Below are 16,521 nucleotides of genomic sequence, written 5' to 3' on the forward strand. Positions count from 1 at the left end.
CTTGGAAAGTCGCTCACGCCCCTAACGGATCAAGCTCACGAATCAAGTCGATGAGCAGGCGAAGGCCCATGGGAAGCTGGCGATGGCTTGAGTAGTACATGTGAAATCCTGGTGCCATGCTGGCCCAATCATCCAACACCCTAACCACATCACCGCACTCCACCAAGGCCGCCATCGCTGGCTCCGGCGCGTACATCAAGCCGGCACCTTGGCGTACTAGCGACAGACCGACACGTGTCTCGTCGATGGTGATAACGCCTGGCACAGCGATGGCGAGATGCTCGCCATCCTTGTCGAACTCCCAATCGTACATGCACCCGTTTCCCAACCGAATGCGCAGGCAGCGGTGCTTGAGCAAATCGGTGGGGTGTGTGGGAACACCAAACCTTTCAAGATAGTCGGCAGTACCTGCCACTACCCACCGGATGTCCGGAGACAAGCGCTGAGCAATCATATCCTCCGGTACCGTACCGCCATTTCGGATGCCTGCGTCATGGCCGCCCCCGATCACGTCGACAATCAAATTGGTCACCGTCAAGTCGATCTGGATTTCAGGATAGCGGTCATTGAATACTGGCAAAACAGGGCCGAGGAGGAGATCGGCGGCATCGCTCAGGGTGTTCAGTCGAATGCGGCCGGTTGGCTCGTCGCGGAAGCGATTGAGGGCTTCCATGGCTTGACCGATCTCGTCCATTGGTACGCTGATCACGCTGTGAAGTTCTTCACCAGCGGCTGTTAGCGTGACGCTGCGGGTAGTGCGGTTCAGAAGGCGAACACCGAGACGTGTCTCCAGACCTTTGATTGCATGGCTCAATGCTGAAGCGCTAATACCAACCTCTTGTCCGGCCCGGCTGAAGCTTTTGTGCCTGGCAATGGCCAAAAATAATACAAAATCGGCAAGGTTGGCTCGATCGACCTGCATGCTGTTACCCCGTCCGGTTGTTCGAATGGCAGCGAGCTTTATTTGGCTGCCACATCCAGGGATTCTACCAATCGATGCGCAACTCATTGCTGAGTATGCCTCAACCAACTATTAACAATGACTCAGTAATTTCAACGGCTCCGCGAAGTGCGCCTAGCGTTGACAATCCAGTGATAAATTCTTCCTCCTTTTTCAGGGGGGCTCGTTTAAACGTCTAGCTGCTTGCAGCGTCGCCAGGACCTTGACGACGGGCCTACCATTGCCAGAAGCGGACAATCCGGTGCTCTCGAGCTCCCTCGCAATTAAAGCTTCTGTCCAGTTCAAGGGCTGTCGGCCCTTGCATAGGTATAGGGGGTATACCTATTATAAGTTACGCATAGCATAGGTAGGGGGGCTTATCCCATGGGTCATATCGCAGCAAACAAAGACAATCTACTCAAACGCGTCAAACGCATCGCAGGACAAATCCAAGCCGTTGAACGGGCATTGGAATCGGATCTCGATTGCGCCAAAACGCTGCACCTAGTTGCTGCCACGCGTGGCGCCATCAATGGCTTGATGGAGGAAATCATCGAGGATCACGCACGGGAGCATGTCGCGAACCCAGCACTCAGCGAAGAAGAACGCAACAAGGGGGTCGAAGAGCTTCTTGAGGCCATTCGCCGTTACTCCAAGTGAACATATCCAGGCACACACTCATGAACAGCACCACCGTCAACTACACGCATGACCATGTGTTCCTTGGCTCGGCGCACGACGAAAATGCCAAGCGTACACTTTGGGTTGTAGCCCTGACCGTTGTGATGATGGTTGGCGAGATCACCGCCGGGTATATCACGGGCTCGATGGCATTACTGGCGGATGGTTTTCACATGGCAACTCATGCCGGCGCCTTGGGCATCGCGGCGGCCGCTTACGGATACGCAAAACGCCACGCTTCCAGCCAACGCTACAGTTTTGGTACCGGAAAGGTCGGAGACTTGGGCGGATTCGCCTCGGCGCTGATTCTCGGTATGGTCTCCTTGGGAATTGGCGTTGAGTCTGTCATGCGCCTCTTTCAGCCAACGGAAGTTCAGTTCGGTACCGCTACGCTCATCGCGATTGCCGGTTTGATCGTCAACATCGTCAGTGCCCTGCTGCTGGGTCACGGGCATAATCATGGGCACGATAATGATGATCATGCCCATGCTCATCACGGGAACGACAACAATCTGAAATCGGCCTACGTCCACGTCATCGCGGACGCGCTGACTTCGGTTCTGGCCATTGCAGCGCTGCTCGCAGGACGGTATCTGGGTTGGGTATGGCTGGACCCGGTCATGGGCATCGTCGGCGCCATCGTTATCGCGCGCTGGGCGTGGACCTTGATGGGGGTCACCGCTGGTGTATTGCTGGATCAGACAGACGCGCACGTTGCCGAGGAAATTCGCGAACTGGTTGAGCAAACGGGGGATGCCACCATCACGGACTTGCACGTCTGGCGGGTTGGACCGCAAGCCCACGCGGCCATCGTCAGCGTCCTTGGTAAGCCCACTGCGAACCCCGACAGCATTCGTGAACGTCTCAAGCCGGTTCACGAAGTCAGCCATCTGACGGTCGAATTTCGACCGGCCTGATTCAGGGCCTCCCCTCCATTAACTCCAAAGGACTTGCAATGCCTCCAGGGAAACGTGAACTGGCGCGGATCGAACGCCGGTTGATAACCACGCTGACCGAAGCGTGTGAAACAGCCAAAGGTGAAATCAAAGGCTTTACCTGGCTCACCCGCACTGCTGACCTGAACGCGCTGACTGAAACCCTGAAGATGACCTGGGTGTTCGAAACCCTGGCTGACAGAAAGCTCGCCCAGGTTGACGCGAAGGCTCGCATCTTTGATGCTGACGGGCATCGCGTTGAATGAGGCCGGCATCGATCTGAATCTTTCGGATCGTAATGTCTGCCTTGACTCTGAGGAAGAATGCCAGCGCATTCATGGTGGCGATTGGCAGAAGCGTCTGGCTGAAGGTTATTGACGATGGCGAAAGAAATCGAAAACCCCTGCATCTCGGTGTGCCAACTGAGGGGGGATCTGTGTGTGAGTTGTGGGCGAAGCAAGGAAGACATCAGAAAGTGGAAATGCATGAAGCGGCCTGAAAAAATGGCCGCGGTGCAAAGGGCGAATGTGCGCTTGAAAGGGCTGAAGTAAGCACAGGGAAAATCGCTTACTCGATGACCGCTTGGCTTGTCATGAGCCTCTCAGCTTCGACTTATGACTAGTCAATTCCCCCGGCAATCGGCGTTCAAGTCCAATGCAATTGAATGGTCAGGTCGATTGCAAACACGGGATCAGGTGCGCTGCAACTACGTAAACAGACGCCAAGTAACTGCACCTTCCCCTATGGCTAAAAGCTGGCGGTGAAGTTGCCCAGTTCACCCGAGAAAGCCGCAATACAGGATGTAAACCCATATTAGAATTGGTAAAGATTCCACCAAGAGCCAGTCGTTTTGTAGGGGTAAAAACACTGAAAAATAAAAAGGGGTCGCAAGATAAAATCTCGCAACCCCTTGAATTATACGGTCAGGACGGAGTGATTCGAACACTCGACCCCTAGCACCCCATACATGGGGTAGCCAGATATGCACGGGGCCAAGGCGGCGATACTTTGGGGGTTGAGCTCCTTGGCACCGCCCAGGTTGCCAAATTCCGGTGCGTCGCATGCAGTTATCGCATTGGGGGCCGAAACCCACCTGCTCCGACAGTAGGTGTGGTGCACCTCACCGCTCATGCTGGCGTCATTGTTGAAAGCCCAGCATCCCCCCAAGACTCACCGGCACACAGCGGTTGCGCATCTTGCGGATTGGCGTGCTGCCCGACGCCAGGCGTATGCTCGAGAACGGGCATTAGGCGCCGGCAGCTATGGAAAGTGGCCGATCAAACCTTCATCTCAAACAACCATAGACTCGTTTATGCGAAGAAACCTCCAACCTACACCGAAGCCCAAACGGAATACACTGATCCAGGCACAGCAAGACTTTGGCCCGTTGGAAATAGCCGTTTGCAATCACTCTTAGACCCGATGCGAATGGCGCAAAACTAAGGGCATATTTTAGTTTTTAAGACCTGAAAATACCGCTCTAGAGTCCTGTCAAAATGTTCTTTGGCGCCCCTGAGAATCTTTAGGCGTCGTCGGATAGGTTGTTTATCTGATCATTTCTGCCTCTCCACAAGCCATAGAGCTCCATTCAATTCGAGCGGATTGCTGAATTGGGGGCACATCTGAGGGAATAACTTGGGTGGTTTGAAACGAATGCCCCCCAACCTGAAGACGAGCAGACTATTGATGAGGAGAACTCCGAGCGGACTGCCTGCGTCCATGCAACCGTTCATGCCACGTAGTTACTTCAGTGAAGTCCTTAGCTCACAGCCGTCAGCGCCTCGATCAGTTCACTCTTGCGCATAGTCGAACGTCCTGCTATTAGGTGTTTGCGAGCTCGATCCATCAGCTGATTTTTGCTCATCTCCTCTAATCGTTGATGAGAATGCTGGGCACCTTGCCGTGTCGCTGCAGCTCGCCGGGCTGATGACTCTCGAGCCTTAGCCTTGGTTGCTTCGGAGGTTTTCTGCCCAGAACCACCCTTGCGCTCACCCCCACCTGACTGTTTATTCACTGTTCCCCAGGCACGACGATCTGCTTCATCTTCGGGAACCCCTTTAGCTTCGTAGCTGTCTTCGATAGCTTTCGCTTTACGTTTTTGCTTATCGGTGTACGTATCTTTATCCCCGCGCGGCATGGTCGCATCCTCTTAGTTATTGAGCACTGTGCCTACCTTTGTAGAGTATCCAAATCCGACCACGTTCAGGTCGCCCGATAAATGGGTTCCGGAATATCACCGCCAAGGTTAGCCGCTTTCGCAGTTGGCACACCATTCCGCGTCGGTACATCAAGCACTCGACAGTGCCCACAGAAATCAGGCAATTCATCTCAATCACCATTTTACTATCGTAAATGGTTGTTGGCCCAAGCGGTCTACGACTGCCCGGGCCATCGATCACTGTCTACTTTCGTCGGCCTTTCCTTCTTGCATCTGTACAGACGACTTGGCGCCACTGGAGTTGTCTTTCGTTGCGTTATCGGCGCTGTCAAAGCATCCATGCAGCATGAATACACTGCATAACGCCAAGCACATACTCAACTTTTTCATGATCATTTACCGGGTAGTGAATGGATCAAATACGGTGCGAGATCTCAAAAGCGATCATCACACCCCTCTAAGCCTATTTTATTAAGCCGATCTTCAAGCGAGAGCGTGCATACGCCCGGGCGTTCAAGCTTTTTGCACCAATGCCGCGGTGCTGAAAGAACTCGCGGGTAACACACGCCACATCCCAGAGAGCATTAATGTTTATCTTCATGAGAAGGCGCCAGTCAGAAGCGGGCTCGCAAGAAATTGGCTGTTCGATTTAGGCTGCTGGCCTGAGTACGACCTTCGTCCAGCCATCATCACGTGCGTCGAAGTGCTTGTAGGCATCTGGGCCTTCAGCAAGCCTGAGGCGATGAGAAATGATCTGAGAAGGTTTTGCTCGGCCATGATGGATAAGCTCGGCCAAGCGACGGTTGTAGACTTTGACGTTGGCCTGCCCAGTTCGAATCTGCTGCCCCTTGAACCAGAAAGCGCCGAAGTCGAAAGCCATCTTGCCCTCCTTGGCCAATTCATTTTTAGCCCCAGGATCTTGCGGCACGAACACACCAACGACACCGATGCCCCCAGTTGCTTTGGTTGAGGCGACAAGGTTGTTCATCGTCAGGTGGTTGGCCTCATGACCATGGTGGTCGCAGCATTGATAACCAACACACTCACAACCGCGATCTGTGCCTTTGCCATGGGTAAGATTCAAAATTTGATCCACTGCTTGTTTCTCAAGCGAGTTGATGGGCGTAGCGCCCATTTGAGCAGCGAGCTTTAAACGGTCAGGATGATTATCGACGACGAACACTTGAGAGGTGCCCTTGATCATGGCGGAGTGGGCCGCCATCAAACCAACTGGGCCGGCGCCGTAGATGGCAATGCTTTCTCCGGGAAGCAGGCCTGCCAGTTCGGTCGCATGCCAGCCAGTCGGGAAGATGTCCGACAGCATGACGTAATCTTCTTCACGTTCTTGCGCGTCCTCGGGCAACACCAGGCAGTTGAAATCGGCGTACGGCACTCGAAGCAGCTCCGCCTGTCCGCCCTGATAAGGGCCCATGTCAGCGAATCCGTAGGCAGCACCAGCACTACCTGGGTTAGCCGTCAGGCAGAATCCGGTGAGGCCTTTTTCACAGTTTTCGCAAAAACCACAGCCAATGTTGAATGGAAGACATACACGGTCTCCAACCTTGACCCGATCTACGCCGGCGCCTACTTCGATGACCTCGCCCAAGTTCTCATGGCCAAACACTCTGCCTGTTTCAAAGGAGGTGCGACCCTCATACATGTGCAGATCAGATCCGCAGATATTGGTGGCTGTCACTCGAACCAGAACGTCGGTGGGTTTTTCGATTTTGGCGTCAGGCGCATTTTGCACACTGACGTCACGAGGGCCGTTGTAAACGATGGCTTTCATAGTGTTCTCCCACAAGCAAGACGAAAGGGAATTTTCGCCAGCACATGGTTAATCTGTCCGAGAGAACGAATCGTATGTTCAAGAAATCAGCGTCGAGTCTGACGAGCGGTTAATCAGCACGCCACGCGACAATAATCTGAATTATTCGCCCTTAGGCGCCTCTCTCCTTTAAACCGCCAAGAGATTAGAGGAGTTGTCTTGAGTTATCTTGACTGGGTTCAATGGCCAGCCATGGCAGTGACCGTGGTCGCAGCGTGGCTTATCGGCTCTCAACGCCCCGCAAGAAGAATGGCAGGGTTCTTCTGTTTTATTTTGAGTAATGTTCTGTGGGTTATTTGGGGGGCTCACGCTGAAGCCTACGCATTGATCGTGCTACAGATCTGCCTCTGTTCGATGAACCTGCGCGGGTTAAAAAAGAATTTTCAAAATCAGTAATGGCGATCATCTGGAGGCCTGGCTTGCGCGTTGATTTTTCCTAAACCCGCGGGCGTTCATGCCCAGCAGAATGCACTCGAGCACGACCAATCCAAAAGCATTTGTATGCCATCCCCAAGCAACCCATAACGCATTGCTGAAGATGAAGCCCCAGAAGGCGATCATGCGTTGACGCGGCCGCTGAGAACCCATAAACCCAGCCGAGATTAAAGTCACTGCCATGGCGGGCCATTGCACCCAATCGATCAAATCCAAAGGTCACCCCACTGTGCGGCTGGCTTCTGGACTCATGGAAGGCTTCCGATGTGCGGACCGGAAGCCACAACGGAAGCCAGGTAGTCGCGAAGCGTTAACGTGAGAGGTTTCACGTAACTCGATGGTCGGACTTGACCAAATCTCGACGAGCGACCCCGCGCTCCAGTGCTACGGCCATGCCAGTATTTACGTAAACGTATTCTGAACTAGCCTTATTGTGTAAAAGTCTTCCAGCACGGTAACTACATGGACACGCTAACCAAAGCGGAGATTGACATAGCGCTTTCGGCGCGCCTGCCTCATTGTAGGGTGAAATGCGCAGTCAACCCTGATGGCAACCTGTCGGTAACCGTATTGGTACAGGGTGCCGACCAATTCACCATCGCCAACATCAAACGTGCCCAGTATCACGAAGAGCCAGGTTTTAGCAGGCTCATCCGTGAAATTTTGGAAGAAATGGTGATTTCCCGGCAGTCTTCCCGACTGTCATCCACGGGGTAAAAAAAGCGAGGCTTTTCATGCCTGAACATTCTGAAACAAGCCTGCAACTCATCAAGATCGATTACCTTCAAGACACGCTCTTCGGCGTGAATGCGCTCTCCTGCGAATGCGCAGCACAGGTGGCTCGCACGCCATCTGGCTGGCGGCTGCAGCTCAACCCGCCATGGCCATCGCGCTTGCAGCATGCCCACACGATTACCTTCGCGTTCGACGGCGTTGCCTGCCACGGTCTCATCAAGGACGCACAGCCATTGCCCACTGGTGAATTGCTGGTAGCGGTTGAAACCCAGCCCTAACTGGGGGGCTTACGCCGATGGATCGCGCAGTTGTCGCGCCACGGCATGTTGCAGCGCTTCGGCATGCGCCGAATCGGCCTGCTGTTTCAAACTCTCGCATTGGTCCCAGTCGATGACGCCACCGCTGAGCAATGCCTGCGCCGCGTCCAGCAGGCTGCGGTGGTACGCATCCGGCGAATCGAAGCGGTAGCCCTCGTCATTCAACAATTGGTACCAGGCCTTAAGCTCTGGACGTTCAGGTGCCTGGCTCATATTTTTCATCCTCCAGTGAAACTGCCGGTGTGTATTTGAGAGCGTGCAGCGTTCTCGATGTTCAAACTCAATCTGCCCGCCGAGCCTTGATGAAACACGGCGAATGCCATTCGTCGAAGCGTGTGCAGATTGTTCAAACTTTCCCCGCGCTCAACGCCTCCCACTGTGTAGGGACCGGCTCAAGTGCAGCATCGTGAAGCGCCAGCAGGCCGGATAATCGTCTTACTTGCGAGGAATGACCGATGAACACTTCACCTGTCGCTGCGCTGGCAGGCCCGATGGCTTTAATGCTCTGCTTCGCCTCTTCGACGGCCCTGGCCGCTGGCTGTGATGTGGTCACGCGTTCTCAAATTGACCAGGTCCCGATGGTGGAACAGCACACCTGTTATGCCTACGAAGGCGTGCCCGCCGACGCCATCGATTGGTCATGCAGCAATGAAAACAAAGACATGCTGGCCACACAGAAAACCAGGGTTGCACAGTGCCCCGGCGACTTTGCTGCCAGTTGCAAGGCCACGTTGACTCAGGAGGCGCTCGCCAACCCTCACGCTACGTCCAAAGCCCCTGATCACGCAGGTGCCATGCTGCCCGACAACGCCCGGATGGTGACGTACCACTACGCCGCGCAGGATCTCAAGCAAGCGAAAGTCGACTGTGAAAAAGACGGCGGCCAGTGGACGTGGCAGGCGGCCCAATAAACCCAACACGTGCAATCGGAGTGTCTACATGAACGTTTTACAGGCTGATTCACCGGCATCAACGTCGCTCATGCTCGAGCCCAATGACCCGGTTCCTAATAACCCGGACCTGCCTGTGCTGCATTACGCCCTAGTACTGTCCCCACAGCTCGGCGACCTGGCCGCGCGGTTTGAGGAAATGTTCAGCGCCCAAGGCTGGCCGCCCAAATGGCGCAGCCGGGTCTATGACTATCACCACTACCATACCGAGGGCCATGAAGTGCTGGGTGTTGCGACAGGCCACGCCCAACTGATGCTGGGCGGCCCCGACGGGCAGGTTCTGGAGGTGCGCGCGGGCGATGTCCTGCTGCTGCCCGCCGGAACCGGTCACCGTAATATCGGGGCCAGCGATGACTTCCTGGTGGTAGGCGCTTACCCGCCAGGCCAGCACGCGGATATCTGCCGCGGAGCGCCCACGCAGGCGCAGCTGGCGAGCATCAAGCAGCTGCCGTTTCCTGATCAAGGCCCTGTGGAGAGAGACCACGGGACGTATCGCCGCTTATGGGTCAGCCGCCCCACCACGCACGTCTGACGGTGCGCTGTGCACGGTCAGCCCTTGCTTTAATTTTCAGCGTGAACACGCGCAAAAGGATGGAACCTACGATGACCCGAACCCGCCGAACCGCCCCATCACTTTCTTTGACGGCATCCCTGGCCCTGCTCACCGCCTGCACGGGCAACACTTCACCCTCAAACGTCGAAGCACCCGGCCAGCCTGAAACCCCCGGCACACAGACGCTGGAGGCCGGCGCCGCGCTGTTGCAGTCGCGCCCGCCAATCGACGCACTGAATGCTTACCTGGATGGTTTCCATTTCTACAACGGCCACCCCGAGATGCAAGTGGAAGCCCATCACTACTGCGCAATCCTCAACGAAGAGGTGATCCAGTGCGTGATCTATGACGGCAACCGCAAAGACGCCAAGCTGATGGGCGTGGAGTACATCATCAGCGAGCAACTGTTCAACAGCCTGCCCACGCCGGAGAAAGCGTTGTGGCACAGCCATGTGCACGAGGTGAAATCGGGGCAACTGGTGGCGCCAGGCATCCCGGCGGTGGCCGAGCATGCGCTGATGGAAAAGCTGGTGCACACCTACGGCAAGACCTGGCACACCTGGCATACCGACCTCGACAAACGCCTGCCGTTGGGCGTGCCTCAGTTGATGATGGGGTTCACCGCCGACGGGCAGGCGGATGCGCACATGGTCGCTGAGCGGGACCAACGGATGGGTATCGACAGCAGCCAGAAAAAGCAGGCGCGCGCAGACATCGCTGCGCCGCCGATTGCACCAGGTGCCGATGCGTGGCGTCAGGGTGAAATCATTCAAATCGTCGACCCGACCGCAACGCCGCACGCCCATTGACAGTGCCTGTCGGTCATTTCGATTGAACGATCATTTGCGCCGCCTTCTCTACCCAAACACACGTGAATGGAGGATGTCATCATGATCGATTCAGGCACCGGAATGAGGCCCGGCGAACGCTATGTCGTGCACAACCTGGAGCGAACCCACAACTTCGGCGGGTTCTTCCTTGATGGAAAGTACTACCTGGGCCCGGAATTGATGACGGCCGTCGGGTGGCTGGAGGGCCAGAAATTCTTGTACGACGAGCTGGATGCCATGGGCGAGCCGGTTTTCCCAGACCGGGTGGCGGGCATCATCGAAAACCTGACCCTGGTATTGAATGATGGCGCCCGCCTCGAGCTGGAAGCCGCGCAAGTGCATGTGCCAAACGCACAGCCCGAGCGCGCCTCCGTCGCCCGTCCCGTCAGCGGCCAACTGCACGGCAAAACGGTGGTAATCACTGGTGCGTCCAGCGGAATCGGGCGCGCGGCCGCGCATGCCTTCGCCAAGCAAGGCGCACGCTTGGTACTTGCGGCCCGGGACGCTACCGCGCTGGCCGAAGTCGTCGAGGAATGTGCCCTGCGCGGCGCCGAGGCGATTGCCGTCCAGACCGACGTTACCCAATCCGACCCGATGAGGTCCTTGGCAGCGGAAGCCGCAGCGTTCGGCCACGGCCGTATCGACATATGGATCAACAATGCCGGCGTGGGTGCCGTGGGGAGCTTCGAAGACACGCCCTTGGAAGCCCACGAACAGGTGTTGCAGACAGACTTGCTCGGTTACCTGCGTGGCGCCTATGTGGCGTGGCCTTATTTCAAGGCGCAGAAGGCCGGCATCCTGATCAACACGCTGTCACTCGGGAGTTGGGTTGCCCAGCCGTATGCCGTCGCGTATTCGGCGAGCAAATACGGCCTGCGCGGCCTGAGTGAAGCATTGCGCGCCGAGCTGACCGGCCTGCCGAACATTCACGTGTGTGACATTTACCCGGCCGTGATGGACACGCCAGGCTTTCGAGATGGCGGTAACTTCACCGGCCACGCGCTGAAGCCCCCCTCACCGGTTTATGACCCGCACCTGGTGGCCGACGCCATGGTTGCCTGCGCCCTTCAGCCGCGCAACAGCATCACCGTGGGCGCCGCCGCCACCGCTGCGAGGGTGGCTCACTTCCTGGTCCCAGGCTTTGCCCACATGTCGGGCTGGCTGACGCGCTTCGCGCTCGGTCGCAGCCCGCAGGCCGACACGTCCTCAGGCAATCTGTTTACGCCGTCAACGGGGCAGCGCCGAGTCGAGGGCGGCTGGCGGCAAAACAGCAAACCTGCACCGTATCTGCTCGTTGCCGTCGGCGCCGCGCTATTGCTGGGAGGTGTTGCCGTTGCGCGCCGCTATCAATCGGACCCTCAACGTCGCCCCTGACCGCGTCCACCCGAAGAGGTAACCAACATGTCTTACGACTACCAAGGTAACGCCAGCATCATCACCGCCTCGCGGCATTTGGGAACACAATCGGACGAATGTCTGAATGCGTCCGTCTCGATCCATCTGACCAGCAGCGGCAAACCCACACTCGCGCGCCTGAGCTTCGAGACCCCGCTCGATTGGCCCGGCAATCCCAACTTCGTCACCATCAATTTGCCCGACGGCACTTCGGTCAGCGGCGTAATAGCCGGAATCGAACGGCGAAATGACGGACCGGGGTGGGTGACATTTACGGTGGACGATTGAGGGCCCTGCGGCCCGTGTCGCTTATCGAATTGTAGGACAATTATTTTGAATTTTTTTTGACGTCAAATATCTGTAGTTCATGAGCATAGGGAGGGCCTCATGAAACACAACGATTTATTCAGGATCAACTACGAACTTCACGGTGAACCGAAGTCGTTCATCGTGCGAACGACACGGATGGATAACGGCGAGGCATGGCATTGGGCCAGTTGCGATGCAGGCGTGGCAGTCATACCGAAATTTGGCCAACAAAAACTCAAACGCGTCTCTAAACCAATGGCTGAGAAATATGGCATCACCCATGTGCGATGGAGCGGCGCGGAACAGATCCAGTGGACAGAAGGACTTACACAATGACCAGTCGACTACTCAACTACAGCTCCAGGCAGGCCTGGGATGACGAAATAGCACAGAACACCGAGATGTTCTTCGAGGCCGATCGGCTGGACGCACGCGCCTATGAAATCATCGAGCGCTACAGCGGTGATGCGGCCACCTGGGCGCGCTTTACCGAGGCCAAGAAGGTCGCGGACGCGCAACGTACCGCCGCGTATCGAGAGTGGATGCGCATCAACCGCGCGAAGCGCAAATGAACGGCCAGCCCTGTTGAACACAGGGCTGGCACGTGAGCGCTCTATCAAGCCCCTGACTCAGGATCTTTTGAAGGCCCGCCAGGGGCAACGCCGCCCTGCTCGGTCTCGGCTTCCCAGGGGCGGTCGACATTCGGATTTTCCGATTTGTCGTTTCGCTTGGCCGTTTCAGGGCGCACTTTCTGCCCGGCATGCGTGCCTGGGCCCGGTTTTGAATGCTCGCTCATACCGCCTCCTCAATCGCTGACGTGCAATACAACTTTGCCGTGCACGTGTCCGTTGGCAAGGAAGTCCAGCGCCTGCTTGGCTTCCTCCAATTTAAAGGTCTTGGCCACATACACTTGCACATTGCCCGCCGCGATCAGCCCGGCGATTTCGGTCAGTTCCTCACCGCGCGGGTCGGCGGTGAATCGCGTGCCGGTCTTGCCTGCCGCCTGGGGATGGTGCGCATCGGGCATGGTCAGGGTCGAGACCAATCGCCCGCCCTCGCCGAGCACCTGCCATGAACGCGCCTGGGTGTCGCCGCCGATCAAATCGATGACCAAGTCAAAGTCCTTGCAGATGTCCTCGAACCGTTCGGTCTTGTAATCAATGGCGCGGTCGACGCCCAGCTCTCGCAGGAACGGCAGGCTGTCAGTGGAGGCGGTGGCGTAGACTTCGGCGCCCTTTACCTTGGCAAATTGCACCGCGAAATGGCCGACGCCACCCGTGCCTCCATGGATCAGCACCTTCTGCCCCTGCTCGATCTGGCCGTGCTCGACCAAAGCCTGCCAGGCAGTGTGCCCGGCCAGCGGCACGCCGGCAGCGGACGGCCAATCGAGGCCTTCAGGGACCCGCGCCAGATGCTCGGCAGGCACCCGCGAGTACTCGGCATAACCGCCGTCGGCACCGATCATGGCAAACACGCGGTCGCCCGGCTTGAAATCACTGACGCCTTGACCGACCTTGTCGACCACGCCAGCGACTTCCCGGCCCAACGTCAGCGGCAACTTGTCCTGCTTGACCTCCGGGTACTGACCCTCGCGAATCTTGTAGTCCACGGGGTTGATACCCACAAAGACATTCTTGACCAGCACCTCACCCGCCTTGGGTTCCGGCACCTCGACCTCGCGTACGTGCATGACCTCGGGGCCGCCAAATTGCTCAATCCTGATCGCTTTCATGCCACTTACCTCTTCGTCTTTTCAGAGCACACAGGGGTGTGGAGGACGCTCGGCGGCCATGGGTTCACTCGGTGTTGCACAGCGCAGACAAACGGCACCTCCCGTCCGGCATTCCGCTCGAACCTTTGCCCTGACGGCCCGTCCCAAGGTTATCCAGCCAGCGCCCGGGAGTGCCACGATGCTCATTCATCCCAAGACCCATTTCCAGCCCTACACCCACGCGAGCGGAGGTTGGGGCTCGGCTAAATCGGTGATGCAGATCCTCTGGCGCGAACAGGCGCTGACCAAGGCGCCCGTTGCGCTGCTCAAGCAAAACAAGCCCGACGGGTTCGCCTGCGTCAGCTGCGCCTGGGCCAAACCCGGCCGCCCGCATGCGTTGGAGTTCTGCGAGAACGGCGCCAAGGCCACCGCTTGGGAACTGACGTCGCTGAAGACCGCCCCGGCGTTTTTTGCCGAGCACACCCTCAGCGAATTGCGCGACTGGCCCGACTATGCGCTTGAACAACAGGGCCGCCTGACCCATCCGCTGCGCTACGACCCGCAGAGCGACCGCTACCGTGAGACGTCGTGGGACGAGGCCTATCAGGCAATTGGCGCGCAGCTCCAGACGATGGAGCCCGACAGCGTGGTGTTTTATGCCTCCGGGCGCGCCTCGCTGGAAACCTCGTTCATGTACCAGTTGTTCGCTCGGGCCTACGGCACCAACAACCTGCCCGACAGTTCCAACATGTGTCACGAGAGCACCTCCGTCGGCTTGCAGGAAAGCATCGGCGTACCGGTCGGCACGGTGACCCTGGACGACTTCGAGCACACCGACTGCCTGGTTTTCTTTGGCCAGAACGTCGGCAGCAACAGCCCGCGCATGCTGCATCAATTGCAGGACGTGCGCCGCCGCGACGTGCCGATCATCACCTTCAACCCTTTGCGCGAGCGCGGGCTGGAGCGCTTCGTCAACCCGCAATCGCCCAGCGAAATGCTCACGCCCGAGTCGACCCTGATCAGCACCCAGTACCATCAGGTGGCGATTGGCGGGGACACGGCCGCCATCACCGGCATCGCCAAGGCGCTGTTGGAAATGGATGACTGCGCTACTGAACGCGGCACACCGGCCGTGCTCGACTACGATTTCATCACCACCCACACCGAAGGTTTCGAGGCGTTCACCACCTACGTGCGTGACTGCACGTGGGCGCAACTGGAGCACAAAAGCGGGCTCACGCGCGGGGCACTCGAAGCCGCCGCCACGGTGTACGCCAGCAGCCAACGGGTGATGTTCGTCTACGGCATGGGCCTGACCCAGCACCGCCACGGGGTGGCGAATGTGCAGATGCTGGTGAACCTGATGCTGATGCGCGGCAATATCGGCAAACCCGGCGCCGGCATCTGCCCGGTGCGCGGCCATTCCAATGTGCAGGGCCAGCGCACCGTGGGCATCACCGAAGACCCGAAAAAAGTCCCGGCAGACCTGATCGAGCAGCACTTCGGCTTCAAGGTCCCGGCGCACAAGGGCCTGTGCACCGTGGACGCCTGCGAAGGCATTCTGTCGGGGCACGTGCGCGGGTTCATCGGGCTGGGCGGCAACTTCCTGCGGGCGATACCTGACACCTCGCGCATGGAACCGGCGTGGCAAGGGCTGGAACTGAATGTGCAAGTCGCCACCAAACTCAATCGCACCCACCTGCTGCCTGCCCGAAACATGTGGCTGCTGCCGTGCCTGGGGCGCATAGAAATTGACCGGCAAAACGGCGTGGCGCAAACCTACACCACCGAGGACAGCACCGGTTGCATCCACGGCTGGCACGGCAGCGCCGAACCGGTGGGGCCGCACGTGCGCGCCGAAGCCAGCATCGTCGCCGGCCTGGCGATGGCCGCCTTGGCGCCCGACAACCGTATCGACTGGCAAGCCTGGAGCGATGATTACTCGACGGTCAGAACCGCCATCGGCACGATCTATCCGCAGATTTTTCATGACATGGAAACCCGCATGGCCGAACCCGGCGGTTTCCACCGGCCGATCGCCGCGGCGCAACGCGAATGGCAGACCCCGACGGGCAAGGCGCAGTTCGTCACCCCCGTGACGCTGGCCGAAGACGATGACGTCAACCTCGCCGAACCCGCGCGCGACGTGCTGCAACTGATGACGCTGCGCAGCAATGACCAGTTCAACACCACCATCTACGGGTATGACGACCGTTTTCGCGGGGTCAGTGGCACGCGCGAAGTGATTTTTATGCATTGCAACGACATCGTGCGCCTGGGCTTCAAGGTCGGCGAGCGGGTGCTGTTGACCACCGCCATCGAACCGGAGGTAAAGCGTCAGGTCGGCCCATTTGAAATCATTGCCTACGACATTCCCGAAGGCTGCGCCGCCGCCTACTACCCGGAATGCAACCCGCTGGTGCCGCTCTGGCACCACGCCGAACGCAGTAAAGTGCCGGCGGCCAAGTCGGTGCCGGTGCGCCTGAGTTCAGCGGGTGGCTGATTCACCGAGGATAAACACCGCCATCAGCAGCAGCCACAGCAGGTACACCCAGCCAAACAGGCGCGCCCAACCTCGGTGGCGGTACAGCCCCAGGTAGAACAGCAACAACAGCAGGAACTGCGCACCGGCGGCGAGCATGATCACGCCGCCCTGCCGGGGCCAGAACGTTGCACACAGCAATTGCAGCGCCAACAGTAGCAGCAACCCGGCGTAGACCTTCAGTGCGCCCGTCTTACTCATC

The 16,521-nt window shown here is 58.0% G+C and carries 22 protein-coding genes and 1 pseudogene; 15 read left to right on the forward strand and 8 right to left on the reverse strand.

Annotated elements, in window-relative coordinates:
• Positions 1-13: 13 nt before the first annotated feature.
• The gene (locus QF039_RS12810) at positions 14-922 is read right to left on the reverse strand and encodes a LysR substrate-binding domain-containing protein (RefSeq protein ID WP_307518590.1); all 909 of its coding nucleotides are present in this window, start codon (positions 920-922) and stop codon (positions 14-16) included.
• Positions 923-1,324: 402 nt separating this feature from the next.
• Between QF039_RS12810 and QF039_RS12815 the strand changes: the two genes are divergently transcribed.
• From QF039_RS12815 to QF039_RS12830, 4 genes and pseudogenes are all read left to right on the forward strand, one after another.
• Positions 1,325-1,600 (forward strand): metal/formaldehyde-sensitive transcriptional repressor, encoded by a 276-nt coding sequence (locus QF039_RS12815; RefSeq protein ID WP_307518592.1) that lies wholly within the window; start codon positions 1,325-1,327, stop codon positions 1,598-1,600.
• Positions 1,601-1,620: 20 nt separating this feature from the next.
• Complete coding sequence (gene dmeF / locus QF039_RS12820) at positions 1,621-2,538, forward strand: CDF family Co(II)/Ni(II) efflux transporter DmeF (protein WP_307518595.1); 918 nt, start codon at positions 1,621-1,623, stop codon at positions 2,536-2,538.
• A 38-nt stretch (positions 2,539-2,576) separates the two neighbouring features.
• Positions 2,577-2,934 (forward strand): annotated as a pseudogene (locus QF039_RS12825) (hypothetical protein).
• A 2-nt stretch (positions 2,935-2,936) separates the two neighbouring features.
• Positions 2,937-3,107, forward strand: a complete 171-nt coding sequence (locus tag QF039_RS12830; RefSeq protein WP_307518597.1) for a DUF1289 domain-containing protein — start codon at positions 2,937-2,939, stop codon at positions 3,105-3,107.
• A gap of 1,208 nt (positions 3,108-4,315) precedes the next feature.
• Here QF039_RS12830 and QF039_RS12835 read toward each other — a convergent pair.
• Both QF039_RS12835 and QF039_RS12840 read right to left on the reverse strand, forming a co-directional pair.
• Complete coding sequence (locus QF039_RS12835) at positions 4,316-4,693, reverse strand: Rho termination factor N-terminal domain-containing protein (RefSeq protein ID WP_307518599.1); 378 nt, start codon at positions 4,691-4,693, stop codon at positions 4,316-4,318.
• Positions 4,694-5,363: 670 nt separating this feature from the next.
• The gene (locus QF039_RS12840) at positions 5,364-6,503 is read right to left on the reverse strand and encodes a glutathione-independent formaldehyde dehydrogenase (protein ID WP_307518601.1); all 1,140 of its coding nucleotides are present in this window, start codon (positions 6,501-6,503) and stop codon (positions 5,364-5,366) included.
• 198 nt (positions 6,504-6,701) lie between these two features.
• Here QF039_RS12840 and QF039_RS12845 point away from each other — a divergent pair, with 198 nt between their 5' ends.
• Positions 6,702-6,938: a hypothetical protein gene (locus QF039_RS12845; protein WP_307518603.1), complete on the forward strand. Its 237-nt coding sequence runs from the start codon at positions 6,702-6,704 to the stop codon at positions 6,936-6,938.
• A gap of 6 nt (positions 6,939-6,944) precedes the next feature.
• On the opposite strand, the gene QF039_RS12850 is transcribed toward QF039_RS12845, so the two are convergent.
• Positions 6,945-7,193 carry a hypothetical protein gene (locus tag QF039_RS12850; protein WP_058821813.1) on the reverse strand — a complete coding sequence of 83 codons (249 nt, stop codon included), beginning with the start codon at positions 7,191-7,193 and terminating at the stop codon, positions 6,945-6,947.
• Between the two features lie 246 nt (positions 7,194-7,439).
• On the opposite strand from QF039_RS12850, the gene QF039_RS12855 reads away from it, so the two are divergent.
• Positions 7,440-7,694 carry a hypothetical protein gene (locus QF039_RS12855; protein WP_307518607.1) on the forward strand — a complete coding sequence of 85 codons (255 nt, stop codon included), beginning with the start codon at positions 7,440-7,442 and terminating at the stop codon, positions 7,692-7,694.
• A gap of 17 nt (positions 7,695-7,711) precedes the next feature.
• The gene (locus QF039_RS12860; protein ID WP_307518609.1) at positions 7,712-7,990 is read left to right on the forward strand and encodes a hypothetical protein; all 279 of its coding nucleotides are present in this window, start codon (positions 7,712-7,714) and stop codon (positions 7,988-7,990) included.
• Positions 7,991-7,999: 9 nt separating this feature from the next.
• Here the strand turns inward: QF039_RS12860 and QF039_RS12865 are convergent, their stop codons facing one another.
• Entirely contained in the window at positions 8,000-8,242 is a 243-nt protein-coding gene (locus tag QF039_RS12865; RefSeq protein WP_058821816.1) for a hypothetical protein, read from the reverse strand.
• A 242-nt stretch (positions 8,243-8,484) separates the two neighbouring features.
• Here QF039_RS12865 and QF039_RS12870 point away from each other — a divergent pair, with 242 nt between their 5' ends.
• From QF039_RS12870 to QF039_RS12900, 7 genes are all read left to right on the forward strand, one after another.
• Complete coding sequence (locus QF039_RS12870; protein WP_307518611.1) at positions 8,485-8,940, forward strand: hypothetical protein; 456 nt, start codon at positions 8,485-8,487, stop codon at positions 8,938-8,940.
• A 28-nt stretch (positions 8,941-8,968) separates the two neighbouring features.
• Positions 8,969-9,511: a cupin domain-containing protein gene (locus QF039_RS12875; protein WP_307518613.1), complete on the forward strand. Its 543-nt coding sequence runs from the start codon at positions 8,969-8,971 to the stop codon at positions 9,509-9,511.
• A 71-nt stretch (positions 9,512-9,582) separates the two neighbouring features.
• Complete coding sequence (locus QF039_RS12880) at positions 9,583-10,341, forward strand: OBAP family protein (RefSeq protein WP_307518615.1); 759 nt, start codon at positions 9,583-9,585, stop codon at positions 10,339-10,341.
• 81 nt (positions 10,342-10,422) lie between these two features.
• A complete protein-coding gene (locus QF039_RS12885) occupies positions 10,423-11,736 on the forward strand; it encodes an SDR family oxidoreductase (RefSeq protein WP_307518617.1) in 1,314 nt (437 codons plus the stop codon).
• 27 nt (positions 11,737-11,763) lie between these two features.
• Positions 11,764-12,045, forward strand: coding sequence for a hypothetical protein (locus QF039_RS12890; protein ID WP_307518620.1), 282 nt, complete (start codon positions 11,764-11,766; stop codon positions 12,043-12,045).
• A gap of 99 nt (positions 12,046-12,144) precedes the next feature.
• Entirely contained in the window at positions 12,145-12,402 is a 258-nt protein-coding gene (locus tag QF039_RS12895; protein ID WP_307518622.1) for a DUF6555 family protein, read from the forward strand.
• The gene (locus QF039_RS12900) at positions 12,399-12,638 is read left to right on the forward strand and encodes a hypothetical protein (protein ID WP_307419015.1); all 240 of its coding nucleotides are present in this window, start codon (positions 12,399-12,401) and stop codon (positions 12,636-12,638) included. The genes QF039_RS12895 and QF039_RS12900 overlap by 4 nt, the downstream gene beginning before the upstream one ends.
• A 44-nt stretch (positions 12,639-12,682) precedes the next feature.
• Here the strand turns inward: QF039_RS12900 and QF039_RS12905 are convergent, their stop codons facing one another.
• Complete coding sequence (locus QF039_RS12905; protein WP_058821823.1) at positions 12,683-12,862, reverse strand: hypothetical protein; 180 nt, start codon at positions 12,860-12,862, stop codon at positions 12,683-12,685.
• Between the two features lie 9 nt (positions 12,863-12,871).
• A complete protein-coding gene (locus QF039_RS12910; protein WP_307518624.1) occupies positions 12,872-13,798 on the reverse strand; it encodes an NADP-dependent oxidoreductase in 927 nt (308 codons plus the stop codon).
• Between the two features lie 178 nt (positions 13,799-13,976).
• Between QF039_RS12910 and QF039_RS12915 the strand changes: the two genes are divergently transcribed.
• A complete protein-coding gene (locus tag QF039_RS12915; protein WP_307518626.1) occupies positions 13,977-16,280 on the forward strand; it encodes an FdhF/YdeP family oxidoreductase in 2,304 nt (767 codons plus the stop codon).
• Here the strand turns inward: QF039_RS12915 and QF039_RS12920 are convergent.
• Entirely contained in the window at positions 16,266-16,520 is a 255-nt protein-coding gene (locus tag QF039_RS12920) for a hypothetical protein (protein WP_058821826.1), read from the reverse strand. The genes QF039_RS12915 and QF039_RS12920 overlap by 15 nt on opposite strands.
• Between the last annotated feature and the right edge of the window lies 1 nt (position 16,521).

The sequence above is a fragment of the Pseudomonas sp. W2I6 genome, assembly GCF_030815935.1.
Taxonomy (GTDB): Bacteria; Pseudomonadota; Gammaproteobacteria; order Pseudomonadales; family Pseudomonadaceae; genus Aquipseudomonas.